23 protein-coding genes, 4 tRNA genes and 1 pseudogene are annotated in these 25013 nt (G+C 29.7%); 15 read left to right on the top strand and 13 right to left on the bottom strand.

The window, feature by feature from the left end; all coding sequences use genetic code 11:
• Positions 1-11 precede the first annotated feature (11 nt).
• The 9 genes and pseudogenes from BTO04_RS14650 to BTO04_RS14690 all read right to left on the bottom strand — a co-directional run bounded on the left by BTO04_RS14650 (position 12) and on the right by BTO04_RS14690 (position 6640).
• A complete protein-coding gene (locus tag BTO04_RS14650; RefSeq protein ID WP_087565209.1) occupies positions 12-1367 on the bottom strand; it encodes a methylmalonyl-CoA mutase subunit beta in 1356 nt (451 codons plus the stop codon).
• A complete protein-coding gene (locus tag BTO04_RS14655; protein ID WP_198342077.1) occupies positions 1367-1684 on the bottom strand; it encodes a septum formation initiator family protein in 318 nt (105 codons plus the stop codon). Before BTO04_RS14655 ends, BTO04_RS14650 begins: the two co-directional genes overlap by 1 nt.
• A gap of 5 nt (positions 1685-1689) precedes the next feature.
• Positions 1690-2295 (bottom strand): uridine kinase, encoded by a 606-nt coding sequence (gene udk, locus BTO04_RS14660; RefSeq protein WP_087565210.1) that lies wholly within the window; start codon positions 2293-2295, stop codon positions 1690-1692.
• Between the two features lie 72 nt (positions 2296-2367).
• On the bottom strand, positions 2368-3369 hold the full coding sequence (locus BTO04_RS14665; RefSeq protein WP_087565211.1) for an NAD(P)H-dependent glycerol-3-phosphate dehydrogenase: 1002 nt from the start codon (positions 3367-3369) through the stop codon (positions 2368-2370).
• A 127-nt stretch (positions 3370-3496) separates the two neighbouring features.
• Positions 3497-3570 (bottom strand) — tRNA-Thr (locus BTO04_RS14670).
• A gap of 263 nt (positions 3571-3833) precedes the next feature.
• Positions 3834-4049, bottom strand: coding sequence for a hypothetical protein (locus tag BTO04_RS14675; protein ID WP_087565212.1), 216 nt, complete (start codon positions 4047-4049; stop codon positions 3834-3836).
• Between the two features lie 88 nt (positions 4050-4137).
• Positions 4138-4362 (bottom strand): annotated as a pseudogene (locus BTO04_RS15575) (hypothetical protein).
• 315 nt (positions 4363-4677) lie between these two features.
• A complete protein-coding gene (locus tag BTO04_RS14685) occupies positions 4678-5448 on the bottom strand; it encodes a C40 family peptidase (protein ID WP_087565213.1) in 771 nt (256 codons plus the stop codon).
• 16 nt (positions 5449-5464) lie between these two features.
• A complete protein-coding gene (locus BTO04_RS14690) occupies positions 5465-6640 on the bottom strand; it encodes an acetyl-CoA C-acyltransferase (protein ID WP_087565214.1) in 1176 nt (391 codons plus the stop codon).
• Positions 6641-6853: 213 nt separating this feature from the next.
• Between BTO04_RS14690 and BTO04_RS14695 the strand changes: the two genes are divergently transcribed.
• The 8 genes from BTO04_RS14695 (at position 6854) to BTO04_RS15670 (ending at position 11973) form a co-directional block, all read left to right on the top strand.
• Entirely contained in the window at positions 6854-8917 is a 2064-nt protein-coding gene (locus BTO04_RS14695) for an HD family phosphohydrolase (RefSeq protein ID WP_087565215.1), read from the top strand.
• Between the two features lie 101 nt (positions 8918-9018).
• Positions 9019-9102 (top strand) — tRNA-Ser (locus BTO04_RS14700).
• A 73-nt stretch (positions 9103-9175) separates the two neighbouring features.
• Positions 9176-9250: transfer RNA gene (locus BTO04_RS14705), tRNA-Pro, on the top strand.
• Between the two features lie 29 nt (positions 9251-9279).
• Positions 9280-9353 (top strand) — tRNA-Arg (locus BTO04_RS14710).
• 52 nt (positions 9354-9405) lie between these two features.
• On the top strand, positions 9406-10026 hold the full coding sequence (locus tag BTO04_RS14715; protein ID WP_087565216.1) for an outer membrane beta-barrel protein: 621 nt from the start codon (positions 9406-9408) through the stop codon (positions 10024-10026).
• Between the two features lie 1193 nt (positions 10027-11219).
• The gene (locus BTO04_RS14720; RefSeq protein WP_087565217.1) at positions 11220-11675 is read left to right on the top strand and encodes a hypothetical protein; all 456 of its coding nucleotides are present in this window, start codon (positions 11220-11222) and stop codon (positions 11673-11675) included.
• 7 nt (positions 11676-11682) lie between these two features.
• Positions 11683-11775 carry a hypothetical protein gene (locus tag BTO04_RS15790; protein ID WP_198342078.1) on the top strand — a complete coding sequence of 31 codons (93 nt, stop codon included), beginning with the start codon at positions 11683-11685 and terminating at the stop codon, positions 11773-11775.
• 69 nt (positions 11776-11844) lie between these two features.
• Positions 11845-11973 (top strand): hypothetical protein, encoded by a 129-nt coding sequence (locus tag BTO04_RS15670; protein WP_302849200.1) that lies wholly within the window; start codon positions 11845-11847, stop codon positions 11971-11973.
• 339 nt (positions 11974-12312) lie between these two features.
• Here BTO04_RS15670 and BTO04_RS15420 read toward each other — a convergent pair whose 3' ends face one another.
• Both BTO04_RS15420 and BTO04_RS14730 read right to left on the bottom strand, forming a co-directional pair.
• A complete protein-coding gene (locus tag BTO04_RS15420; protein WP_198342079.1) occupies positions 12313-12474 on the bottom strand; it encodes a hypothetical protein in 162 nt (53 codons plus the stop codon).
• 27 nt (positions 12475-12501) lie between these two features.
• Entirely contained in the window at positions 12502-14292 is a 1791-nt protein-coding gene (locus tag BTO04_RS14730) for a T9SS type A sorting domain-containing protein (protein ID WP_087565219.1), read from the bottom strand.
• Positions 14293-14725: 433 nt separating this feature from the next.
• Between BTO04_RS14730 and BTO04_RS14735 the strand changes: the two genes are divergently transcribed.
• The 6 genes from BTO04_RS14735 (at position 14726) to BTO04_RS14760 (ending at position 21006) form a co-directional block, all read left to right on the top strand.
• Complete coding sequence (locus BTO04_RS14735; RefSeq protein ID WP_087565220.1) at positions 14726-15334, top strand: alpha-ketoglutarate-dependent dioxygenase AlkB; 609 nt, start codon at positions 14726-14728, stop codon at positions 15332-15334.
• A 121-nt stretch (positions 15335-15455) separates the two neighbouring features.
• Entirely contained in the window at positions 15456-16343 is an 888-nt protein-coding gene (rluF, locus tag BTO04_RS14740; protein ID WP_087565221.1) for a 23S rRNA pseudouridine(2604) synthase RluF, read from the top strand.
• Positions 16344-16665: 322 nt separating this feature from the next.
• Positions 16666-17796: a tRNA guanosine(34) transglycosylase Tgt gene (gene tgt / locus BTO04_RS14745; RefSeq protein ID WP_087565222.1), complete on the top strand. Its 1131-nt coding sequence runs from the start codon at positions 16666-16668 to the stop codon at positions 17794-17796.
• Positions 17797-17985: 189 nt separating this feature from the next.
• On the top strand, positions 17986-19077 hold the full coding sequence (locus BTO04_RS14750; RefSeq protein WP_198342080.1) for an LptF/LptG family permease: 1092 nt from the start codon (positions 17986-17988) through the stop codon (positions 19075-19077).
• Entirely contained in the window at positions 19064-19978 is a 915-nt protein-coding gene (locus BTO04_RS14755; RefSeq protein ID WP_087565223.1) for a DMT family transporter, read from the top strand. The genes BTO04_RS14750 and BTO04_RS14755 overlap by 14 nt, the downstream gene beginning before the upstream one ends.
• 74 nt (positions 19979-20052) lie before the next feature.
• Complete coding sequence (locus BTO04_RS14760; RefSeq protein ID WP_087565224.1) at positions 20053-21006, top strand: acetyl-CoA carboxylase carboxyltransferase subunit alpha; 954 nt, start codon at positions 20053-20055, stop codon at positions 21004-21006.
• A gap of 76 nt (positions 21007-21082) precedes the next feature.
• Here BTO04_RS14760 and BTO04_RS14765 read toward each other — a convergent pair whose 3' ends face one another.
• Complete coding sequence (locus BTO04_RS14765; RefSeq protein ID WP_087565225.1) at positions 21083-22111, bottom strand: TlpA disulfide reductase family protein; 1029 nt, start codon at positions 22109-22111, stop codon at positions 21083-21085.
• Positions 22112-22227: 116 nt separating this feature from the next.
• On the opposite strand from BTO04_RS14765, the gene hutH reads away from it, so the two are divergent.
• Complete coding sequence (gene hutH, locus BTO04_RS14770) at positions 22228-23733, top strand: histidine ammonia-lyase (RefSeq protein WP_087565226.1); 1506 nt, start codon at positions 22228-22230, stop codon at positions 23731-23733.
• A 178-nt stretch (positions 23734-23911) separates the two neighbouring features.
• Here hutH and BTO04_RS14775 read toward each other — a convergent pair whose 3' ends face one another.
• Entirely contained in the window at positions 23912-24802 is an 891-nt protein-coding gene (locus tag BTO04_RS14775) for a DUF2971 domain-containing protein (RefSeq protein WP_087565227.1), read from the bottom strand.
• Positions 24803-25013 lie beyond the last annotated feature (211 nt).

Here is a 25013-nt window from a genome sequence, read left to right on the forward strand (position 1 = left end):
CATTTCTTTTTTTAATCTTTTTCTAGCTCAAGTCTTTGTTTTTCTAGAGCTTCTGAAATTCGATTTCTATTTAATGGATGAATTAATGTTTTTATATTTCTTTGTTTAACAAAAGGATACAATTCTAAACTGTTTATCATTATATCTTCTATGTTTTGTTGGTAATTTGTTCCTAAAAGAACTATTTTTTTATCATTAAAAAGTGCTATTTCTTTGTTTGAATTTTCTTTTACTTTTTTATTAATAATTCCTTCTTTTAGCTGATTTAAAAAACCACCTGCTTTTTCAATTTGCTTAAAAAGTGTAAGTGCTTTTTCTGCCAACTGATGTGTTAATGATTCTATATAATAAGACCCATCTGCAAAATTTTGAGCTTCTTTTAAGTAGCTTTCCTGTTGTAAAACTAGTAATTGATTTCTTGCTATTCTTTCTCCAAACTCATTTGATTTATGATAAATAGTATCATAAGAAACATTAGAAATTGTGTTTGCACCACCTAAAATAGCACTCATACATTCTGTTGTTGTTCTTAGCATATTTACATTGTAATCGTACAATGTTTTGTTACGTAAACTAGGTTGAACAAACAAATGAGCTTCTACATTCTTAACATTGTACTCTGTTAATAATGTAGCCCATAAAATTCTAAATGCTCTTAATTTAGCAATTTCGAAAAAATAATTACTTCCTACAGAAAAAGTAAAATGAATTTTAGTTGCCATTTCACTACCAAAATGATTCAAATATTCATTTGCATGGGCCAAAGTATACGCAAGTTGCTGCGTACTATTTGCTCCAGCATTTTGATATAAATCTGATGAAACAGAAATGCAATTATCAGTATGTTTTATTATTGTTGCTAGTTTAGAATGATCTTCTTTTAAACTCACAAACCAATTCCCCGTTTCAGCTAAATTGCCAATAATATCTGTTTGAAAATAAACTTCTTTTGAGTTGATGAAATCAGATAATTTAATTTGAAATTCATCATTTAAAAAAGTAAAATTAAAATAGATATTAATAGATTTTGCTTCTATATTTTGAAGTAATATTTTATAATCAAAAGTAGAAGTTGCCTTAAATTGAATTGAATTTGCACCCCTTTTCAATGAATCTAATGCTAAAAAATTTGCTATTTTTTCATCATCAATAAAAATAGTTTGACAAATATTAAATCCTTTTTCAGGTAAGTTAATTTCTTCATGATTCCTGTCTTCTGATGTGTAAAATGGTTTTACAACAATGTTTTCATTGGTTTTCCAAAGAAGTGTGTCATTATATTCTTCGCCTTTTAAATCTGCTTGAATTTTTTGCTTCCAGGCAGCAGGTGAGGTTCCGTTAAATTCATCAAATAAAAATTTACTCATTATTTTTTTACAGTATCAAATTCTATAATATATATATCTTCGTTCTCTTTTTTCATTAAATATTTTTCTCTAGCAAAGCGTTCTAATTGAAGAGAATCTTGCAATTTCTTTATGACCGTTTTATTCTCATTAATTTTAGTTTTGTAAAAAGAAATCGTATTTTCTAAATCATTAATTTCTTTGTCAAATTTTCTGTGAATTAAATACGAATTTTCATCAAAAAATAACATCCAAATAAGAAATGGAATAAAAATTAAAACAAAAACATTTGATAGAATTTTTACAGCTTTATTATTCTTTAAATCTCTTATTGTCATAGAATTTACAAACGTTCATTAATAACAGTTCTTACAATATCTATAGCAACAGTATTATGCCTATCATTAGGAATAATAATATCTGCAAAGTTTTTTGTTGGTTCTATAAATTGTTGATGCATTGGTTTTAAGGTATCTTGATAACGATTTAAAACTTCATTAATATCTCTTCCTCTTTCTGTAATATCTCTTTTAACTCTTCTTATTAAACGTTCATCAGTGTCGGCGTGAACAAATATTTTTATATCAAAAAGAGAACGCAATTCTTCGCTATTAAAAATAAGTATCCCTTCTACAATAACAACTTTTCTTGGATGTGTTTTTACAGTATCTTCTGTTCTATTGTGTGTTACAAAAGAATATACAGGCTGATCAATCGTTTTGCCAGATTTTAATGCTTTTAAATGTGCTACAATTAAATCAAAATCAATTGCTCTTGGATGGTCAAAATTTATTTTCCTTCTTTCATCATAAGAAAGATTGTTGGTCTCTTTATAGTAAGAGTCTTGTGAAATCACACAAACTTCATCTGTAGGAAGTTGATTAATAATTTGGTTAACAACAGTTGTCTTTCCACTTCCAGTTCCACCAGCAATTCCAATAATAAGCATATAAAATTATGATTTTGATAAATATTTTATAAAAAAAAAGTAAAGATATTATAAATATATAAAATATGAATTTTATCCAGGTTCTTTTTCAGAACCAACTTCATGTTTTAGTAAACCTCTAAAAGCGTCGTTTACAGTATTTCCTTCATAAAGGACTTTGTAAACTTCATTAGATATTGGCATATCAACTTTATAATCTTTTGCTAATTCCATTACAACTTTTGCAGTTTTAACTCCTTCTGCAACTTCATTCATTTCTGCTATGATTTCTTCTAATTTTTTTCCTTTTCCTAGCTGAAATCCAACATGATGATTTCTACTTTTAGAACTAGAGCAAGTTGCAATTAAATCTCCCAAACCTGCAAGTCCTGCAAAGGTTCTATTTTTACCTCCCATTGCAGTACCTAATCTTGTTAATTCTGATAAACCTCTTGTTATTAAAGCAGAACGAGTATTGTCTCCAGCATTTGTGCCATCTCCCATTCCAGCAGCAATAGCCATTATGTTTTTTAATGCGCCACCTAACTCACATCCAATAACATCATTATTTGTGTAAACTCTAAATAATCCAGAACTAAAAACAGCTTGCAACCTTGTTGCAATGGTATTATCTACCATAGAAATAACCGCAGCTGCAGCTTTACCAGAATGAATTTCTTTCGCTAAATTAGGACCCGTTAAAACTCCAGCAGGATGACCAGGCATTATTTCTTGAATAATTTCTGTCATTCTCATTTTTGAGCTAATCTCTAGTCCTTTTGCTAAACTAACAATAGGAACCCACGGTCTAATATAAGGTTTTGCTTCTTCTAAAACTTTTCTAAAACTTTGAGACGGAATACCCATTACTATTACATCTGCATTTTCTACAGTTTCTTTAATAGAGTTAGAAGCCTTTAGGTTTCTGTTTAGTTTTGCATTAGGCAAATACTTTGCATTCGTATTAAATTCATTAATTTCTTTAACTGTTTTTGGGTTTCTAGCCCATATAATTGTTTCGCTATTTTTTGCAGTTAAGGATGCTACAGTAGTTCCCCAAGAACCTCCTCCTAATAATCCTACTTTAAGTTTCATGTGTTTTTTTGATAAAAAGAGTTGATTTACTGCAATATAATCAATTTCAATTATATTTTACAGGTTGATTCGTTTTACTTTTTTGAGCAAAAAAAAGCCTCATAAAAATGAGGCTTTTAAAAAATTGAGCCGATGGAGGGACTCGAACCCACGACCTGCTGATTACAAATCAGCTGCTCTAGCCAGCTGAGCTACATCGGCTTTTTTAAGAGTTGGCAAATAACATATAAAAATTGAAATCTACCTAACAAAACTTCACTTTTTTACATAAAAAAAGCTTCATTTTATATGAAGCTTTTTTTTAAGAAAAATAATTCAATAAAAAGTATAGAAAAATTTCTAAACTTTATCTTAAAACGTATGTTTTTTTACTGCTACTTTTAAATTTAAGTATGAATTCCTGTATTTTAAAAGATGTTTAGATAAATGTATTTTAATCTTTTTTTAGAAGAGGAGTTTACTTCTTATGGTCTTCCTTTTAAACGCTTTTCAATCTTTTGTTTAACTGCTGTTAAACGTTTCATTTGATCCATTAATTCTGGATCTTTACTTTCCTTATAAACTTCATTTAGTTCTAAGATTAATGCTTTTACTTCTCTAGAAGCTACTATTCTATCACTTGTAGTGATAAATCTCATTTTTCTATTTTCGAACTCTGTTGCTCTTTCTATTAAATCCATTCTCTATATTTCCTTTTTTCTAAATTTTTTAATTTTAATTTTCGAATATAAAAATAAAAGTTAGAAAAGCAAGTTAAATATGAATTTATTATGCATTTAGTGGTTTACCTTTTAATCTTTTCTCTATTCTTTGCTTAATTATTGTTATGCGCTTCATTTGTTCCATTATTTCTGTATCTTTATTTTCTTTAAACAATTCATAAAGACTTAATATTACTTTTTTCGCTTCTCTTGCTGCTGAAATTCAATCACTAGTAGTAATAAACCTCATTTTTATAGTCTCAAACTCTAGTGCTTTTTCTAATATATCTATGGTTAAATATTTTTATGTGTTATGCTATTTAGGCACATATTAACAAATAGTGTACCACTTTGGGTTTTATTTATAATTATTATAAATAGCGAAAATGCATTTAAATTTTTAAGATTCTTTGGTAAGAAACAAAAATTTCATAGAATAAACGACTTTTAAAAAACACGCTTTTTTATTCTGTAGGTTTTATGAGTCCGCTTTTCATGTTTAAAGTTATGAGTAACTAAAACTAATTTTTGTCTAGGGTTTTAGAATTTAAGTAGTAGAGGAATTGTTTTAAAAAAAAGAAATGCTTCTTTGTTGTTTACTTTTTTTTTAAATAATTTTTTTTATAACCCTTAATTTATGAGTGTGTTTTTGTAAATCAGTATTAAAAATACCACTATGGTCTAAGGTGTCTATTCTCACTTTTCCATGAACATGAATAATGTTATAGTCATTTAAAATAATTCCAACATGTATAATAACACCCTCTTCATTATCAAAAAAAGCTAAATCACCAGGTTCACTTTCTTCAATAAAGCTTAAACCTTCTCCTTGGGCTGCTTGTTCTTTTGCATCTCTAAGTAATGTGTAGCCACAAAGTTTATAGACCATTTGTGTAAAGCCAGAGCAGTCTATACCAAAAGGTGTTTTTCCTCCCCATAAAAAAGGAGAATTTAAATAGGTAAATGCAGTTTGAAGAATCTCTTTTTTAGTCGATTTTCCTGATAAAATACTTCCTTCGTAAAAATAAGGCTTGTTGTTTATTTGAAGCTTTTCATCTTTATAAAAAGGTAAATTTACTCCTAGAGGAATTGTTGTTAATTCACTTTTAGCATTTGTAATAAAATCTACTATTTCACCAGAATATATAGGTGTTTGATTTGAAAGAAGTATAAAATATTCTTCTGATATTTCTTCATATTGCTTATTGTCTATATAGCCTTCAAAACTATCAAAAGCTAAACGGATTTTACTCCAGTTTTTTTGTTTTTCAATAACCACAAAATGTTCACCAAATAAAACTTGACTTATCATTTCTGATGTGTCAGATTCATTGGCTTTTAAAGGAACAATACTTAAATTACAAATGCCGTAGAGCATATATTAAACTAAAAAATTAAATTCTTTCTATTACCATTGCGCTAGCACCACCACCACCATTACAGATTGCTGCAGCACCTATTTTAGCATTATTTTGCTTCAAAATTGAAGTTAATGCGATAATAATTCTTGCTCCAGAAACACCTAAAGGATGTCCTAAAGAAACTGCACCACCATTTACATTCACGTTGTCTGATTGTAAATTTAAGATTTTCATATTTGCTAAACCAACTACAGCAAAAGCTTCATTTAGTTCAAAATAATCTACATCTTCAATAGCAATATTTGCTTTGGATAAAGCTTTAGGTAAAGCTTTTGCCGGTGCTGTTGTAAACCATTTTGGTTCATGTGCAGCATCTGCATAACCTCTTATTTTTGCAATTGGTGTAATATTTAATTCTTTTGCCTTATCAGCAGACATTAATATTAATGCAGCTCCACCATCATTAATTGTTGATGCGTTTGCAGCGGTAACGGTTCCGTCTTTTGTAAAAGCAGCACGTAAAGCAGGAATTTTTTCCATTTTCACATTTTTATACTCTTCATCTTCAGAGAATAGTAAAGGTTCTCCACGTCTTTGTGGAATCTCTACAGGAACAATTTCATCATCAAATTTTCCTTCGCTCCAAGCTTTCGCAGTACGAGTGTAAGATTCTATGGCAAAATTATCCTGATCTTCTCTAGAGAACTTATATTCAGTTGCACATTCATCTGCGCAAACACCCATTGCAACTTTTTCGTAAGCATCAACTAAGCCATCTTTTTGCATTCCATCTTCCATGGTAATTGGTCCAAATTTAGAACCCGTTCTAGCATGTTGGTAATGTGGTATAGAACTCATATTTTCCATTCCCCCAGCAACCACTATCTCTGCATCGCCTAAAGCAATTGCTTGTGCAGCAAACATAATAGATTTCATTCCAGAAGAACAAACTTTATTAACAGTTGTACAAGGAACAGTATTGGGTATGCCAGCAAAAATTGCAGCTTGTCTTGCAGGAGCTTGTCCTAAACCAGCGGAAACTACATTTCCCATATAAACTTCATCAACCAATTCTGGTTTTAGATTAATTTTGTTTAAAGCACCTTTAATGGCAATTGCGCCTAATTTTGGTGCAGGAATACTAGATAAACTTCCCATAAAACTCCCAATTGGAGTTCTAGCTACTGATACAATTACAACTTCTTTCATATGTTTTCTTATTCTATTTTACGATTAAGGTGTTTGAATATTTAAATTTAATGTAATAAAACATTCTTTCTTTTATGATAAATTTAAATTTTAAATGATATAGGTCTTATTTGACAAAAATAACTAATTTTAATCAATTTGTGTTTTATAAAGTAATTAGAATTTCTAACCTTAAAAATTTTACTGTAAGTTTGTTGTTAGAAGAGAGATAACATGAGTGAAATAGTTAATAAATTATATCAAAACAGCACCATTATTTATAAAGTAATGCTGTTTTTAATTACCACTACTGCTATTGTATACCTATTTCCAAAAGGAGGACAGTTTAAATATGATTTTAGCAATGGTCAGCTTTGGAAGTATGATAATTTATACGCACCATTTGATTTTGCAGTTCAAAAAACGGAGGAGGAAATTAAAACTGAAAAGAAGCAAATAGAAGTAAATGCGAAACACTATTTTTTTTATGATTCTACTGTGTTTTCTGATGTAAGTTCAACTTTTAATAAAAGAGTTTCTGCTTTTAGTCCTTCAGATTCGTTAACGATAGAAGAAGTAAGAAATTTAGAGGTTATAGGGAGAAATGTAATTGACAAAGTGTATGAATCAGGTTTTTTAGAGGTAGTAAGCCAAGGCAGGGTTTCTAATAAAAATGGATTAATAGCGCTGCGTAAAGAGAATGCGGTGCAAGATGTTTTATACAAACGTTTACTGCGTTCTAAAGATGTATTGGCCATAATAAAGAATAATTTAGGAAATGAATCCTACTCTTTTGGTAAAAAAAGAATGTTGGATATTCTTACTGAAATCATTAAACCCAATGTTTCATTTGATAAAGAGTATACAACTAAAGTAATAGACACAGAAATTAAAAATATCTCTTATACAAAAGGTAAAATATCTTCTGGTGGACTTATTATTTTAAAAGGAGACATTGTAGAGGGTAAAAAATTAGCCATTTTAAATTCATTGAAAAGCGAATCTGAATCTAAAGTTTGGACAGACTCTAACTATAATTGGATTATTTTTGGTTATACAATTTTAGTAGCTTTAGCTTTGTTGATGTTGCTCTTATTTCTTAATAAATACAGGTTAGAAATTTACAACAACAATAATAAAGTCACCTTTATCTTTTTCAATGTATTTTCAATGGTTTTTATTCAAACATTGGTTGTTAAATATAATTCAGATTATTTATATGTTGTTCCTTTAAGTGTACTTCCAATTGTTTTAAAAGCTTTTTTTGATGCCCGTTTAGGTTTGTTTACACATGTTTTAACAGTATTGCTTTTAGGGTATATCGTTCCAAATAGTTTCGAGTTTATTTACCTTCATATTATTGCAGGTATTGTTACAATTCTTACAGTTTCAGAATTATATAAAAGAGCAAACTTATTTATTTCAGTTGCTCAGATTACCTTTATTTATATGATTACCTATTTTGCATTTTCTATTATAAAAGAAGGAAATGCATCTCAAATAAATTGGGGTTATTTCATGCTTTTTTCAGCAAATGGATTATTATCATTTTTATCGATAATATTAATATACATATATGAAAAAGTTTTTGGTTTGGTCTCTGATGTTACTTTATTAGAGCTGTCTAATACAAATACAAAGCTTTTAAGAGAGTTAAATGAGAAAGCTCCAGGAACTTTTCAGCATTCTATGCAAGTTGCAAATTTAGCAGAAGCAGCAGCAAATGAAATTGGTGCCAACTCCATGTTGGTTAGAACAGGAGCTTTGTATCATGATATTGGTAAAATGCTAAATCCTATGTATTTTACAGAGAACCAATCTACAGGTGTTAATCCTCATAATGAATTATCGCCAATGGATAGTGCTAAGATAATTACAGATCACGTTATTAAAGGAGTAGAGTTAGCAAAAAAATATAAGCTACCAGATAGAGTAATCGATTTTATTAGGACACATCACGGTACAAGTCTTACCTATTATTTTTATATGAAAGAAAAAGAAATGAACCCAGATGTTGAGGTTGATATTAAGGATTTTCAATACCATGGACCCATTCCTTTTTCTAAAGAGACTGCAATTCTAATGATGTGTGATGCTGCAGAGGCAGCATCAAAAAGTATTCAAAAACCAACAGCACAAACAATTAGTGATTTAATAGATAAAATTATTAACAAGCAAATGGCTGATAATCAGTTTTTAAATTCTGATATAACCTTTAGAGAGATTCAGATTATTAAGAAAGTAATCAAGAAAAAACTCATGAATATTTACCATTTAAGAGTTGAATACCCGGAGTAGAAAAAAAATGCAGAAATAAATTAAAAATGGCTTGCTTGTTTGTAATTCTAATACTACATTTGCACTCGCATTTTTAAACAAGTGCTATTAAGTTCAAAACCGGAGAGGTGCCAGAGTGGTAATGGAGCAGATTGCTAATCTGTCGACGGGTGACTGTCGCCAGGGTTCGAGTCCCTGTCTCTCCGCAATAATTAGTTAATTCGGGGTGTAGTTTTTTTCGATAATATAGAAACAAATTACACTACTATATTACACTTTCGGGGTGTAGCGTAGCCCGGTCATCGCGCCTCGTTTGGGACGAGGAGGTCGCAGGTTCGAATCCTGCCACCCCGACACTGTTTTCGTAGAAACATAAAAACTACGGGCTCTTAGCTCAGCTGGATAGAGCACCTCCCTTCTAAGGAGGCGGTCGCAGGTTCGAATCCTGCAGGGCTCACTTAAACCTTACTAGAAATAGTAAGGTTTTTTGTTTTTATTAAAAACTAAATATGAAAATAAAAATTTTATTCTTACTATTATTTATTAGTGCTATTAATTTTGGACAATCATCAATTAAGTATTTTATTAAGGGTGGACTAAGTTCTTCTAATACAGTTTTTCATGTTATTAAAAATGGGAGTTCTTCTATTAGAGAATTTGACAATAGAAATTCTTTTTATGTTGGAACAGGTTTTGAGATTCTGTTAAGTTCAAAACAAAATGATTTATTATTTCAAGTAGAATTAGTTTACTCTGAACAAGGATGGGTTATTCATTATACTTATTCAGGTTATGTAATTCACGAACTAAATCAAATCAATTTACCAATTATAATTAAAAAAAGAATATTTAAAAATTTATTTGCAATCACTGGAGGCTACCTTGGCCATGTTATTCATTCTAAAGAGAAAAGTTATGATAATCCAAACAGATTTGAAATAGAAGGATATAAAAATTTTGATGCTGGGTTAGTTTTAGGCTTGGAATATAAATTTAAGTTTGGAGGTTTTTTAGAAACCAAGTACATGCATGGTTTAGCGGATGTTTCAAAAGTTTCATACCCTTCGTCATTTATCGAACATGAGTACAAAAATAGAATAATTCAGATAGGAATTGGATTTCAATTTTAACCTTTCAAAGCTCACTTAAACCTTACTAGAAATAGTAAGGTCTTTTTTTTTCTATAGGTTTTATAAGCGTTTTTAGTATTTCACATCAGTTTCAATATTAACTTCAAAATAAACTAAACCTTTAATTAAACAGCACCTTTTAGGTACCCGCTTTTAAAAAAAAAAAAACTAAAAACATGAATAATTTCAAATTATCAGTATTATTTGTTTTGCAAAAAATCAAAATGAATAAAAAAGGGCAATGCCCTACAAAGTGTAGAATTACATTTGTGAAAAGTAGGAAAGAATTCTCTGCAGGTATCTTTACTATCTAACTAAATTAAGAGATCGTATTTTAAGTAACGATTTTAAATTAGGTTTAGTCCTTACCCTATTAAGATTTACAATAATTTGGTTATTATAGAAAAATAGAAGCTGATATTCAGGTATATATGTTGTTTGAAAACAGATTCAAATAGTATAAATTCGATAAAAAAAAAAGACGTTTACTTATGATAACACTACGATAACTAAATGAAGTGTAAACTGCTAAAAAGTGTTTTTATATTTATTGAAATTTAAATCAAACATTCTATGGAAAAAGGTTTTAATCAGACAACATTCTTATTGATGATGTTATTTCTAATTTCTTGCTCCCCGCAATCAAAAGAAAGTGAGTAAAGAGATTAAAAGGTAATAATGAAATTTTGTTTGTAGATAATTATTCTTTCATCTTTTTTATTACGGAAACCAACTATTTTAAATGTGGTTTACCGTAACAAGAATAAAAAAACATAGTATAACTTTGCAGAATGGTTATTAATACTAAGGTGAAAGAGCGTACTATTTCTTTTATTAGTAGATTAATTTAGGGATTTGTTCATATATAGCGAATTAACTGTTCAACATGAACACAAAATAAACTAAGAGATAAAATTATTATATAATGAAAATTCTCTAGGTATATTCCTTTAAAAAAAAAGAAATTTAGTTCAGATTTGAAGAGGAGATACTCAGCCGATAGCACACGCTTTTATATAACTAGTTGTGCAACATTAAAAAAAAATATATTACGGAAGAAAGATATAAAAAATAGCAATTTTTGTACTTAAACGAAAGATAAATAATAAAATAAGTGTCAGTTATAAAACGATAAGTTAGTGCTTAAAATCGACTAATTTTCATATACAAGACTGTTAGACAAAATTTAAACTATGACAATAATCATCATATTAATAATAGGAGTTATAATTGGCTTTTTCATTTATAACTTTACTATAACAGACCAAGAAGAACACATATATAGTGAAGAATTTAAAAAAAGAAAAAATGACAAAGAAAGAAATGAGAGCATAATTCGAATGGCAAATAACATAAGTCTTCCAATTGAAGAAGTTAAAGAAGATTATATCAAAGACTTAAAAAAGAATAATATTAAAGCCGATTTTAGAGAAGAAATGTTCTTTCAGATTGGAGTAAAAAAAATAGAAGAATCAATATCCTTTAATATTTCTCCTCAAAATACAGTCACTGCTATAATGGAAGAATGGCTGATTGAGTACTTTGATACTTTAAAAGAGGAATCCTCTGAAGTTGACAATTTCATAAAAGACAATTTTGAAATGTTCAGTAAATTAAAAAATATACAAAAAAGGAGACTGTCCTCTTAGATGCAGGTTGACATTTTTAAAAAGTAGAAAAGAATTCTCAACGGGTATCTTTATTGAACTAGAATATTGGGATAACATAAAACAGAAAGCTTCTCTATAGAGCAAAGAAAACAGAATTTTAAATAAAAATATAAGCTTTGTTAATCATCAGATTAATGAGGCTTTTTTAATGCTTCAAATCTTACCTAATGACTTCGATATAGATGCTGTTTATAGAGAATATAAAGGAGAAGACTCTAAAGAGGAAATTACCCTTTTAGGAGCTTATGATTTACATAACCAGGAGACAAAAAAATGAATAGAAATTGACTTTAATATATTATCTTGGAGTAGGTATGTGGAGAGTAGAAGAGAAAGTAGGGCTATTCATTACTAAATTCTACAAAAGAAAAGAGGTGAGACTTAAAGATTTGGACTTAAAATTCATTCAGGATTTAGAATATTTCTTCAAAATAGAATTAAAACTAAAACAAGCTAGAGTATTTTTAATTTAATGTTGCCCTTTCTTACTTTTATTTGTGTTTAGTTCTCTATTTATGAATATCGATTTTTTGAGCTCCTATTTTTACAAAAAAAAAACCCTAAAAACGAATTAAGTCTTTAGGGTTAAATAAAATTTTTGTTGGTAAGAATTTATTTAAAATCCAGTTCCTGGAGCTTCCGGACTTGCGGCTTGCGCTTTTTGCGGGCTCAATATTAAATAGGTTCCTAAAGCTGTTAAAGCGGCGTATTTACCATAACTACCAATCTTTGTTAAAGCTTCTTTACGATTAATATTTTCTGTATGTTTTTTATTCATAATGTTTCGTTTAAAAAGGAAAGGGGGTTATTGTTGGTTTAAAGTTATTTTTTTAGTGATGGTGCCTAAACTAGAATTAAGTTTTACAATATATATTCCAGTACTTAATGAAGGTAAACTAACTTTATGTACTCCGTTAGCAGTAACTTTAGTTTGTAACACTTGCTTTCCTAATAAAGAGAACATTGTAAAAGTAGCGTCTGTATTTAAACCCGTAATAGTTATTTCGTTTGAAGAAGATTTATATACACTAATGTCTTTTGCATTTAAATTAGTTGTATTTAAGCTTTTTCCAGCAGTATGTATATAAAACTGACCAATTCCGTTTGCAGCTTCTGTTAATATAGTTGTATACGTGCTTTCAGATAAGTTAGTAAAATCTCCTGTACTCTTATCTTCTAAAGACACACTTACGCCTTCTGGTAAGTTGGTGCTTTCTATAGAAAAAGTAATTTCTTCACCTTTATTGGCAATAATACCAACGGGAATAATAGAAGCGTCATTTTTTGGTAAAGTTTGAATTGCTAAATGTTTCCCTTTGTTATCGCTAACTAATTCTGTAAACACAGCAAAACTATAGCTGTCACCACCAAACATTTTAGAATCATAACCGTTATCATAACCCGTTGTTTTTCCGTCTATATAAAATACTTTTGCTGCACTTTTAGTGTTTTTATTTTCAATAAATAATTCAAAACTACTTGTCGCTTCTTCTCTTGTAAAAGTACCTGAACTTAGAACACCTAGATTTGCTACATCGAAATCCATAAGTCCATCATTTTCTACTTCTATAAAAAAACCTTGTCCTGGTACTAGCTGAAAAGACTCCGCACTATTTTTAGTTATATATTGAGTTCCATTATATAACCACATAGTTGGTGATTTTAGCCTACTGCTGCCATCTCCATTGGTATTATAATTGGCATTCAAAAGAAGTTTACCATCCATATAAGCGGTAAAAGGGTTTCCTACTAAAAAATAGTCATTTCTAGCAACAGGATTAGGAAATCCGGTTCCTTGAGTGACAGAAATAGTTTGGCTTGTTGTGTTTGGCGCACCTGTAAAAGAAACATCACCCGCAGAGGTTAATAAGATAGAATACCCTTTTCCTGTAGTTAACGGATTACTGTTAGTCTCATCAACCTTTTCATAAACATATGGAACTGGACCAGAATTTAAATAAGAGGCAAGCCCTACGTTATTGCCATTTGTGGCTACATTAACATTGTCTTTTATACCTTGAATACTTTGTCCACTAACAGGTGAGCTAATTAAATGCCAATTTGTGTCCAGTATATTTCTTTTGTATGTAATGACACCATCACCTGTTCCATCTCCATCTATTGCATTGTCTGTAGTAAGAGAAGCGTCAGATTCAAGTGTAAAAGTAGCAGTACTCGGAACAGTTATGGTTCCACTAGATGCTACTGAACCTGTTGCTGTAAAAGCAGTTCCAGCTTCAAGAGTAAGAGTAGCAGTACTCGTAATAATTACGGCTCCATTAGAGGTTACAGTACCATCTGCTAATGTAAAAGTAGCAGTACCATTAATAGTCATGTTATTAAATACTATGTTATCTGCACCTTCAACTTGTGGGTAATTAGTATTAGGTAAAGTAAGAGTATTAATAATAATATTGTCAATAGAACCAGGTACATCTGTGTTCCAATTACCTGCATTATTATAACTAGGGTCAGGAATGACATTTGGGAAAGCACCTGCTGTACCATTACCAGTCCAAGTACTTTGTGCTTGTAAATTAATTGAATTTAATAGTAAAAATGTTGAGAACAACAAGTATATTATTTTTCTTTTCATGGGGGTTATGTTTAGAGAATTAATTGCAAACTTAGTAATGTTTTATTAAATAAGATTACGTATTAATACCCTTTTTTATTAAAGCTTATACCCGTATTTATAGTTAAAGCAGTAATACTGTAATTAAGAGCTTTAAAATGAGGTGTATAAAAAGGTGGTTTATTTTCTCTTTGGCTAGTAATTGCTTTAACTGAGCTTACCTTCATGTTTGTGTCTGGTGCCTTGCTAATATAGAGAAGGGTTAGAACTAGCGCAATTGATCTATTTATATCTAAAACAGGTTCATTTCTTTAAATACGCTGTCTTTTAAAAGAGCATACTAAAAATAAGTTTTTCATTAGTTGGTAAGAGCATCTTGTATAGCTTAATTAAACCTTGCTAGAAATTGTAAGGTTTTTTGTTTTTAAGAAGTTATTTTTTGTACTTTTATTTTATGGATTTATTTTCTACTGATAGCATCACAAATATTTTACCTTTTGATGGAGTTACTAATTATTATGGAATCATTTTAGATAAAAAACAATGTGATTTTTATTATCAAGAATTGATGAAAACCATTTTATGGAAAAATGACGAAGCAATAATTTTTGGTAAAAAAATAATTACCAAAAGAAAAGTTGCTTGGTATGGCGCATCAGAATTTTCTTACACCTATTCTAAAGTTACTAAAACCGCAACTCTTTTTACTAAGGAATTACTAGCATTAAAAGAAATTATTGAAAAAGAAAGTGGAGAAACGTATAATTCTTGTCTGTTAAACTTATATCATTCTGGGGCAGAAGGAATGGCTTATCATTCTGATGGTGAAAAAATGTTAAAGAAAAATGGCGCGATTGCTTCCTTATCATTAGGCGCAGCTCGTACCTTTTCTTTTAAACATAAAGAAAACAAGCAAAGAATAGATGTAATTTTAGAAAACGGAAGTTTATTAGTAATGAAAAAAGGGACACAAACTAATTGGTTGCACAGATTACCACCAACAAAAAAAGTAACCACACCAAGAATAAATTTAACTTTTAGAAAGATTGAATTAAATAATTAACTTTCTATTTTTTTGATAAAATCACTTTAAACTTCAACTTCGTAGGTAAATGGTTTAATAAAAGAAAAATAGATTAATAAAATTATAATCTTATACTTACTTTTGCAGAAAAATTTTCTCATTGGACAATACTAAGCAACAATCTACAAACCTTAATAAATATATAAGTTCTTCTGGTGTATGCTCTCGTAGAGAAGCAGAAAAATATATAAAAGAAGGCAGAATTACCATAAATGGTAAACCCACTCAATTAGGGAATAGAGTGGGTAAAAAAGATGTTGTAAAGTTCGATGGCCGTCTTTTAACACCAAAAGATGTAGTATTATATATTGCTTTAAATAAGCCAGTTGGTATTGTTTCTACTACAGATGATAGAGAACCAAACAATATTGTAAAGCATGTAAATTATCCAGAAAGATTGTTTCCAATAGGGCGTTTAGACAAACCATCTGAAGGGTTGATTTTCTTAACAAACGATGGAGATATTGTGAACAAAATTCTACGTGCAGGCAATAATCATGAAAAAGAATACTTTGTTTCTGTAGACAAATCCATAACAGCAGATTTTATTGAAAGTATGGGAAGTGGAATTCCTATTTTAGACACCATGACTAAAAAGTGTTTGGTAGAAAAAATAAGCGATAAAATCTTTAAAATCGTTTTAACACAAGGTTTAAATCGTCAAATTCGTAGAATGTGCGAATACTTAGGTTACGAAGTAACCAAGTTAAAGCGCACACGAATTATGAACGTAGAGCTTGGTTATTTACAGGCAGGTGATTGGCGAGAGTTAACAGATGATGAAATGAAAGAAATCAATACAATGATTTCTTCCTCTTCTAAAACCGAAGAAGCATCTGTAGTTAAAGAGAAGCCAAAACAAGCAAAACCAAAGAGAAAACAAGCAGCTACTAAAAACGATTTTAATAAAAAAAGTGCCTCTTTTAGAAAATCATCACCAAAAACGCAAAGAAACGCGAGTGCTGCAGCCAAAAAGAAACGTTGGTAATATTTTTTGGGCATTCCTTTGTCCTGAGAGCATTCAAGACCAAAGTCAGGCTTTTTGTTGCACTCTTTTCTTTATACTGAATTAAGTTCGGCAGCTACTTTTTTAAAGCAATTCGCCTATTTAGAAGAGCTACTTTAGTAAGCTCAGTAAAAAAAAGGATTTTCACTTTAAATGCATCGCATTCACAATTTCAACATAAATATAAAAGTAGGAGTACTTCTTAACGGATATTTTTGCCAACAAAAGCAGTCAATTATTTTTTGACTTTATATAACCCATCATTTTATTTTTCAATTCTTAAATAATAGTATCTTTGCCACCAATGAAATTCGACTTAAAAATTACCGACCCAAAAAGCAAGGCAAGAGCAGGTGTTATAACAACTGATCATGGAGAAATTGAAACACCAATTTTTATGCCTGTGGGAACTGTTGGAACCGTAAAAGGAGTACACCAAACAGAACTAAAAGATGAAATAAAGCCAGATATTATTTTAGCAAATACCTATCATTTATTCTTACGTCCAGGAATGGAAATTCTAGAAAAAGCCGGTGGTTTGCACAAGTTTATGAATTGGGATAGTAATATCTTAACAGATTCTGGTGGTTACCAAGTATATTCTTTATCAGGACGAAGAAAAATTAACGAAGAAGGCGTAAAGTTTAAGAGTCATATAGATGGTTCTATGCACTTTTTTACACCAGAAAATGTGATGGAAACGCAGCGCACAATTGGTGCTGATATTATTATGGCTTTTGATGAGTGTACACCGTACCCTTGTGATTATAATTATGCAAAACGTTCTATGCATATGACACATAGATGGTTAGATAGATGTATAAATCATTTAGAAAAAGTACCATTTAAATACGGGTTTGAGCAAACGTTTATGCCAATTGTACAAGGAAGTACCTATAAAGATTTAAGAGCGCAATCTGCAGAATATATAGCAAATTCTGGTCAGCAAGCAAATGCAATTGGAGGTCTTTCTGTTGGGGAACCGGCAGAAGAAATGTATGCAATGACAGAAGTTGTGACCGCCATTTTACCAGAAGATAAACCACGGTATTTAATGGGTGTTGGAACGCCAATTAATATTTTAGAAAATATTGCATTAGGTATAGATATGTTTGATTGTGTAATGCCAACAAGAAATGCAAGAAACGGCATGTTGTTTACAGCGCATGGTTCTATCAACATAAAAAATAAAAAGTGGGCAGATGATTTTTCTCCAATAGATGATATGGATATTACTTGGGTAGATACCATGTACTCAAAAGCCTATTTACGTCATCTTTTTGCAGCAAAAGAAATGTTAGGAAAACAAATTGCCTCTATTCATAATTTAGGTTTTTATGTTTGGTTAACGCGAGAAGCAAGAAAACATATTATAGCAGGAGATTTTAGAGAATGGAAAGATAAGATGGTAAAGCAAATGGACAAACGCCTTTAAAAAAGTAGGCAGTATTCTGCAACTAGTAGGCAGTAAACAATAATAAATGAAGATTAAACAGTAACACAGTTTGCAGTTTACAGTTACACAATAAACAGTAACACAGTTACACAGTTTACAGTTGCACAGTTGCACAGTTGCATAATTAATCAGTTACACAATTAAAAAGTTAACAATTACACAAGATAAGTGAAGATTATAGACAGGTACATATTAAAACGTTATTTGGTAACCTTTGTGTTTACCTTGTTAATCTTAATACCTATTGCAATGGCAATAGATATTTCTGAAAAGATTGACAATTTTTTAGAGCACCCAGATCTAGGTTTTTATCAGATTGTAGATGAGTATTATAGAAATTTTATCATCTATTATGCAAATACTTTTATGCCATTAGCATTATTTATTGCTGTAATTTTATTTACGTCAAAACTATCTAATAATACAGAAATAATAGCAATTACAAATGCAAAAGTATCCTTTACACGTTTTTTATATCCGTATTTTGTAGGCGCAACTTTGGTGACGCTTATTTCATTAGGTATGAATCATTTTGTAGTGCCTAATAGTAGTAAAATAAGAAAAAATTTCGAAAAAGAGTTTATAAAAAGCAGTAGTCAAAAGAACAAGGCAAAATATGTAACAGATTTTAGCCTACAGTTAACAGACAGTACCTATATTTTTATAAGAAGATATAATACAATGACTAATTCTGGCTATGATTTTACTTCAGAACTTTATGATGGCTTAAAGCTAAAATCTAAATTAGTGGCAGATAATATTAAATACAATGTTAAAGATTCTATTTTTGGTTTAACAAATTGGAGAAAAAGAGTTATTTACAAAAGCCATGATAGTATTTTTTCTGGATCTAAAATTGATACCGTTTTTAATTTCACGCCAAAAGATTTAATATATAAATCTGCATTGGCACAAGAAATGCCTTCAGATGAGTTGTTAAAATTTATTAATATTTCTAGAAAAAGAGGTGTTAAAAACTTGAATGCCTATTTAGTAGAGTTTCATAAAAGAACAAGCTTACCATTTGCCTCTTATATTTTAACAATTATTGCAGTTGCATTAGCGTATAGAAAAAGAAGAGGAGGTACAGGAGTAAATTTAGCAATAGGAATTGGTATTATGTTTCTGTATGTTTTTTTAATGAAAATAGCTGAGGTTTTAGGAGCTGTAGCAGGCGTAGACTCTCTCTTATATGTTTGGATACCTAATATTTTCTTTGGCTGTGTAGCTATTTATCTATATTTCTATGCAAGAAAGTAGGTTTAAAAACTACCTATTATTACATCTCATTGTTTTTATTTGGGGGTTTACTGCTATTTTAGGAGCATTAATTACTATTGATGCAATTCCGTTGGTTTGGTATAGAATGTGTTTGGCAGTTGTATTTATTGTCATTTACTTTATTCTAAAAAACAAATCATTTAAAGTAGATGCAAAAGGAATTGTAAAGTTTTTAATAACTGGAATTATTATTGCGCTACATTGGATTTTCTTTTTTAAAGCGATAAAAGTCTCAAATGTTTCTGTGGCTTTGGTAACAATGAGTACTGGTGCGTTTTTTACCTCTTTAATAGAACCTATTTTTTTTAGAAGGAAAATAAAATCAGTAGAAATTTTATTAGGACTATTTGTTATCGTTGGTTTGTACATCATTTTTAATTTTGAAAGTCAATATAAACTAGGAATTATTTACGCATTAATTGCTTCATTTTTAGGTGCTTTATTTGCTGTTTTAAATGGGTTATTTATCAAAAAATACACGGCAAGTATTATTTCTATATATCAATTACTATTTGGCGCACTCTTTATAACAGTCTATTTAGTTTATAGTAATGCATTTACAGCTCCATTTTTTCAATTAAAAAACTCAGATTGGTTCTATTTAGTCCTTTTAAGTAGCATTTGTACCGCATATGCTTTTATTGCTTCTGTTAAAGTGATGAAATATTTATCGCCATACACCGTAATGTTAACCATAAATTTAGAGCCTATTTATGCCATTATTTTAGCAATATTTATCTTTGGAGATAAAGAAAAGATGAATCCAGCCTTTTATTTTGGTGCAGGTATTGTTTTATTTGTGGTTTTGTTAAACGGAATTATTAAAAACAGCGCAACCATTAAAAGTAAAATTAAAGGAAAAACTGTTAGAAAAAAGTAACTTATTTTTAAATAAAACAATTAATTTTATAGTATGTTTGTCCTTACAAACAACTAAAATCAAATTACTGCTATATGGAATATTTAGATTTTGAAATGCCTATCAAAGAGCTTTTAGATCAATTAGATAAGTGCCAGATTATTGGTAAAGAAAGTGATGTAGATGTAAGCGCTACGTGTAAAAAAATTCAGAAGAAATTAGATATAGCAAGAAAAGATATTTATAAAAATCTTACACCTTGGCAAAGAGTACAATTATCTAGACATCCTAATAGACCTTATACATTAGATTATATTAAAGCACTTTGTGGAGATACCTTTATGGAACTTCATGGAGACAGGAATGTAAAAGATGATAAAGCCATGATTGGTGGTTTAGGTAAAATTGGCGATCAATCATTTATGTTTATTGGTCAACAAAAAGGATACAATACTAAAACGCGCCAGTACAGAAATTTTGGAATGGCAAATCCAGAAGGCTATAGAAAAGCATTGCGTTTAATGAAAATGGCAGAGAAATTTAAAATTCCTGTTGTTACTTTATTAGATACACCTGGTGCATATCCTGGTTTAGAAGCAGAAGAACGCGGACAAGGAGAAGCAATTGCAAGAAATATTCTTGAAATGACTCGCTTAAAAACGCCAATTATTACAGTTGTAATTGGTGAAGGAGCTTCTGGTGGTGCTGTAGGTATTGGAGTAGGAGATAGAGTATATATGATGGAAAATACTTGGTATACGGTTATTTCTCCAGAATCTTGTTCTTCTATTTTATGGAGAAGTTGGGAGTATAAAGAACAAGCTGCTGCTGCATTAAAATTGACAGGTACAGATATGAAGCGATTAAAATTAATTGACGGAATTATACAAGAACCTGTTGGTGGCGCTCATACAGATAGAGAAGGAGCTTTTAAAGCTGTAGAAGCGCAAATTATTACTGCTTTTGATGAGTTAAAAGATTTAACGGAGGTAGATTTAGTTTCTCAGAGAATGGATAAATATGCTGCAATGGGTGTTTATAAAGAGTAAATAGTACATAAAGTAATCACATAAAAAAAAGCGAAGTTTATTAAACTTCGCTTTTTTTTATGCTTCTTTTTTAAGTTTAAATACCCAAAGAAGAAAATAAATCTTTTAATCTTGGATCAGAAGGTCTTGGTGCATTTGTATCAACAATATTACCTAAAGGATCAATTAAAATAAATCTTGGAATTGCATTTATTTGATATGCTTGCTGAAAAGAAATATCCTGTCCAGCCCAAAGTTGAACTCCAGTCATTTGTTTTGCCTTTACAAAATCTCTCCATTTTTTTTCTGCTGCTTCCCAAGAACCACCACTTCTTCTAGATTCATCTGTAGAAATACTTACAAACGCTACGTTTTTATTATGATATTCTTTTTCAAGTTTTTCTAAAGAAGGAATTTCTTTGATACAAGGCCCACACCAAGTTGCCCAAACATCAATATAAACAAACTTGCCTTTAAAGGAAGCTAAAGATTTTTTACCTCCTTTAATATCAATATAACCTTCAAACTTAGGAGAAGGTTTACCAATTTTCATTGTAAGATTTTTAGCATACGTCATTTCAAAATAATCAACCATTTGTTTATTTTGTTGATTAGCAGTTGCAATTAAAGTGCTGTCTAAATCTTTATAAGAGAATAAAATGCTGTCAAAATTACTTTTTAATGAAGCTACTTTTTTATCAAAACCTTCTTTTTCTAACTCAAAAATTGCAGCAGTACTTCCAATTTTTTGACTTAAATTTATTTGTGATACTATAAAATTACTGTTAGAAGAACCAATTCCTTCATATTTAAGACTCGTCATAAATTCATCAGAATTACCCGTTAAAGTTAAATCAAATCCATTTTTTAAATAAAGAGGAATTCTTTTTGCTTTACTCGTTTCAAAAGTATAGATATCTCCTTTTGCAACTTTTAAAGTATCGTTAAAAGAACCATCTTCATTTATCTTTATTGTTTTTAAAACTCCTGTTCTTCCAGTAATTGTAATTAAAGAATCTTTATTATTTTCTAATTTTCCAGAAAGCGTTAAAAATTCTTTAGAATGTTCTTTTGTACAAGAAGCAATAACTAGTAATGCAAAAAGAACGATATTTAAATTCTTCATTTTTTATATATTTATAATGCGAAGGCAAATATAAAACATAATAGATAGAATAATAGTTAAAAATACTTGTATATACAGATGCTAATTTGCATTTTTGGCAACTGAAAACAACAACTATGAACTCATTTCATTATATTGATACTAATCCATTAGATTTAACTAAAATTCAAGAAATTATTTCTTCGGATATAAAATTAGCTTTGTCTGAAACTGCGATTCAAAAAATCGAAAAATGTAGGGCTTATTTAGATGAAAAAACGAAATCGATTTCGAAGCCAATTTATGGTATTAATACTGGCTTTGGAGCTTTGTATAATGTAAAGATTGATGGACATAATTTACAGAAGTTACAAGAAAATCTAGTAATGAGTCATGCTTGTGGTACCGGAGATGAAGTGCCAAATGAGATTGTAAAACTGATGATCTTGTTTAAGATTCAAGCATTAAGTTATGGTCATTCTGGTGTTCAGTTGGCAACGGTTAATAGATTGCTTGATTTTTATAATAATGATATTTTACCTGTAATCTATACGCAAGGTTCCTTAGGAGCTTCTGGAGATTTATCGCCTTTGGCACATTTATCTTTACCATTAATTGGTCTTGGAGAGGTGTTTTATAAAGGTAAAAAAATTGCCTCTGAAAAATTGTTAGAAATTTTTTCTTGGGAGAAAATTAATTTGCAATCTAAAGAAGGTTTAGCGTTGTTAAACGGAACACAATTTATGAGTGCTTATGGTATTTTTAATTTACTAAAAGCGCATAAATTATCTTATTTATCAGATCTAATAGGTAGTATTTCTTTAGAAGGTTTTGATGGAAGAATAGAGCCTTTCAATGAATTAATTCATTTTGCAAGACCACATAACGGACAAATAAAAACAGCCCAAAGAATAAAAGGTTTCTTAAAAGAAAGCACTTTAATTTCTCAAGAAAAACAACATGTGCAGGATCCGTATTCTTTTAGATGTATGCCACAAGTTCATGGAGCATCAAAAGACACAATCCGTTTTGTAACAACTACTTTTTTAACGGAAATAAATTCGGTAACAGACAATCCAAATATATTTGTAGAAGAAGATGAAATTATTTCTGGTGGAAATTTTCACGGACAACCATTAGCTTTAGGACTCGATTTTTTAGCAATAGCGTTGTCTGAACTAGGTAATATTTCTGAAAGAAGAACCTATCAATTAGTTTCTGGTCATAGACATTTACCGCCTTTTTTAGTTTCAAACCCGGGTTTAAATTCAGGTTTTATGATTCCGCAATACACAGCAGCAAGTATTGTAAGTCAGAATAAACAATATGCAACTCCCGCAAGTGTAGATTCTATTGAGTCTAGTAACGGACAAGAAGATCATGTTTCTATGGGTGCAAATGCTGCCACAAAATGTAAAAAAATAGTAGATAATTTACAAACAATTCTTGCAATAGAATTATTTACAGCTTCACAAGCATTAAGTTTTGGAAACGGAAAAACGTCTCCGTTTTTAGAATCTATCATAACAATGTTTAGAAAAGAAGTAACTATTGTAGAAGAAGACAGAGTTATGCATCATGATCTTGTAAATGCTTCTAAATTTATTACTTCTTTAGAAATTGATTCTGAAGAGCTGTTTTAATATTTTTTAAAGGTATTGTGAGGTGTGTTTGGAGGTTTTGTTATTTTGCTTGTATATGAATAGTTGTGTTTTTGTGTGCGAGCATTTTCTGCAGGAAAATCAGATGTAACAAAATTGCAACGACCTTTGGTCAAGTAATAAACTAGGCATTTTTTTTATACTGTGTTAAGCACGGTTTTTAATTTCTATATGGTATTTCACTATTCTTCAATTTTTCAATTTCTATTTTATGTTTTTTCAATAACATTTTTATAGATGAAACACATAGTGCTTGTTCAGAATTTGGTCCCATCATTATGTTATTAATGCTGTCGTTTAAATCTTTAATTTTTAATTTTTTGAAAGGTTTAAAATAATTCCCAATATTAACAAAATTAATTTCACTTTCTTCATCTAATAAAAGTAATCTCCACTCATCTTCTTCTTCAAAGCTTTTATCCTTTATTAGGCTACAAAAAAATATAGTTTTATCAATAAAATATTGTCCAGCAATAGTTACAGCTTTATCATATTGGCTGAAATCAATATCCTCAGAATCTTTAAATATTCCTTGAGAATCAGCAATTCCAATGAACATAAATATTGATTGAGTTAATATATGGTCGATTATTTCTTTTTGTTTTTCAATATTATAAATGCATTTATAAACTTTTAAATCATTTTCTGTAAAGAATTTTTTATTAAAACCAACATTAACACCAACCCCATTATTTGTATAACCTCTCCATTGACTTAATAAATCATTGTTAGCAGTCATCGATAATATATATGGTGCATCTTTTTCTTTTATAAAATCAATAGCTTTTTCTAATGCTTCAATAAAGTATTTCGTAGGTTTTAAAACTGAGAATCCACCTTTGTAAGATTCAAGTTGTTCTATTACGAATTTCAGCCCTAATTCGAACTCGTTTTTATCATTTAGAAAATATAAATTACTTAACCAAAGCTCTGAACTATTTATAATTCCGCTCAATCCATTTAAGTTTGTGTAATGGTATAGTTCATTAGGTAATTCAGCTTTTAGGAATTCAGTTAATTCTTTCTCAATTTGATTACTTTTTTTACTCATTTAATAAATGATTTTTAGTTGGATGTTTTTCTCAAATTATGTACAACTTTAATGATATAAATCCATTTTAATGACTTATTTCAAACGATAACGGAGTGAAGTTAGTTTAAATTTCTTTAAAGTGAAGATAATTAAGGGTTTCCACTTAAAAAGGGGTATTAATACCCAGTTTAGGTGAAGTAAAAAAGTTCAAACGGTCTGGGCTATGGGT

The organism is Polaribacter sp. SA4-10, assembly GCF_002163835.1.
GTDB lineage: Bacteria > Bacteroidota > Bacteroidia > Flavobacteriales > Flavobacteriaceae > Polaribacter.

Bases quoted from the DNA above. Each gene is read 5' to 3' on its own strand.
- BTO04_RS14655 (WP_198342077.1), bottom strand. From the start codon at position 1,684: ATGACAATAAGAGATTTAAAGAATAATAAAGCTGTAAAAATTCTATCA.
- BTO04_RS14760 (WP_087565224.1), top strand. From the start codon at position 20,053: ATGGAATATTTAGATTTTGAAATGCCTATCAAAGAGCTTTTAGATCAA.
- BTO04_RS14720 (WP_087565217.1), top strand. From the start codon at position 11,220: ATGACAATAATCATCATATTAATAATAGGAGTTATAATTGGCTTTTTC.
- hutH (WP_087565226.1), top strand. From the start codon at position 22,228: ATGAACTCATTTCATTATATTGATACTAATCCATTAGATTTAACTAAA.
- BTO04_RS14695 (WP_087565215.1), top strand. From the start codon at position 6,854: ATGAGTGAAATAGTTAATAAATTATATCAAAACAGCACCATTATTTAT.
- BTO04_RS14675 (WP_087565212.1), bottom strand. From the start codon at position 4,049: ATGGATTTAATAGAAAGAGCAACAGAGTTCGAAAATAGAAAAATGAGA.
- tgt (WP_087565222.1), top strand. From the start codon at position 16,666: ATGAAATTCGACTTAAAAATTACCGACCCAAAAAGCAAGGCAAGAGCA.
- BTO04_RS15670 (WP_302849200.1), top strand. From the start codon at position 11,845: ATGCTTCAAATCTTACCTAATGACTTCGATATAGATGCTGTTTATAGA.
- BTO04_RS14775 (WP_087565227.1), bottom strand. From the start codon at position 24,802: ATGAGTAAAAAAAGTAATCAAATTGAGAAAGAATTAACTGAATTCCTA.
- BTO04_RS14755 (WP_087565223.1), top strand. From the start codon at position 19,064: ATGCAAGAAAGTAGGTTTAAAAACTACCTATTATTACATCTCATTGTT.
- BTO04_RS14665 (WP_087565211.1), bottom strand. From the start codon at position 3,369: ATGAAACTTAAAGTAGGATTATTAGGAGGAGGTTCTTGGGGAACTACT.
- BTO04_RS14715 (WP_087565216.1), top strand. From the start codon at position 9,406: ATGAAAATAAAAATTTTATTCTTACTATTATTTATTAGTGCTATTAAT.
- BTO04_RS15420 (WP_198342079.1), bottom strand. From the start codon at position 12,474: ATGAATAAAAAACATACAGAAAATATTAATCGTAAAGAAGCTTTAACA.
- udk (WP_087565210.1), bottom strand. From the start codon at position 2,295: ATGCTTATTATTGGAATTGCTGGTGGAACTGGAAGTGGAAAGACAACT.
- BTO04_RS14690 (WP_087565214.1), bottom strand. From the start codon at position 6,640: ATGAAAGAAGTTGTAATTGTATCAGTAGCTAGAACTCCAATTGGGAGT.
- BTO04_RS14730 (WP_087565219.1), bottom strand. From the start codon at position 14,292: ATGAAAAGAAAAATAATATACTTGTTGTTCTCAACATTTTTACTATTA.
- BTO04_RS14685 (WP_087565213.1), bottom strand. From the start codon at position 5,448: ATGCTCTACGGCATTTGTAATTTAAGTATTGTTCCTTTAAAAGCCAAT.
- BTO04_RS14765 (WP_087565225.1), bottom strand. From the start codon at position 22,111: ATGAAGAATTTAAATATCGTTCTTTTTGCATTACTAGTTATTGCTTCT.
- BTO04_RS14650 (WP_087565209.1), bottom strand. From the start codon at position 1,367: ATGAGTAAATTTTTATTTGATGAATTTAACGGAACCTCACCTGCTGCC.
- BTO04_RS14735 (WP_087565220.1), top strand. From the start codon at position 14,726: ATGGATTTATTTTCTACTGATAGCATCACAAATATTTTACCTTTTGAT.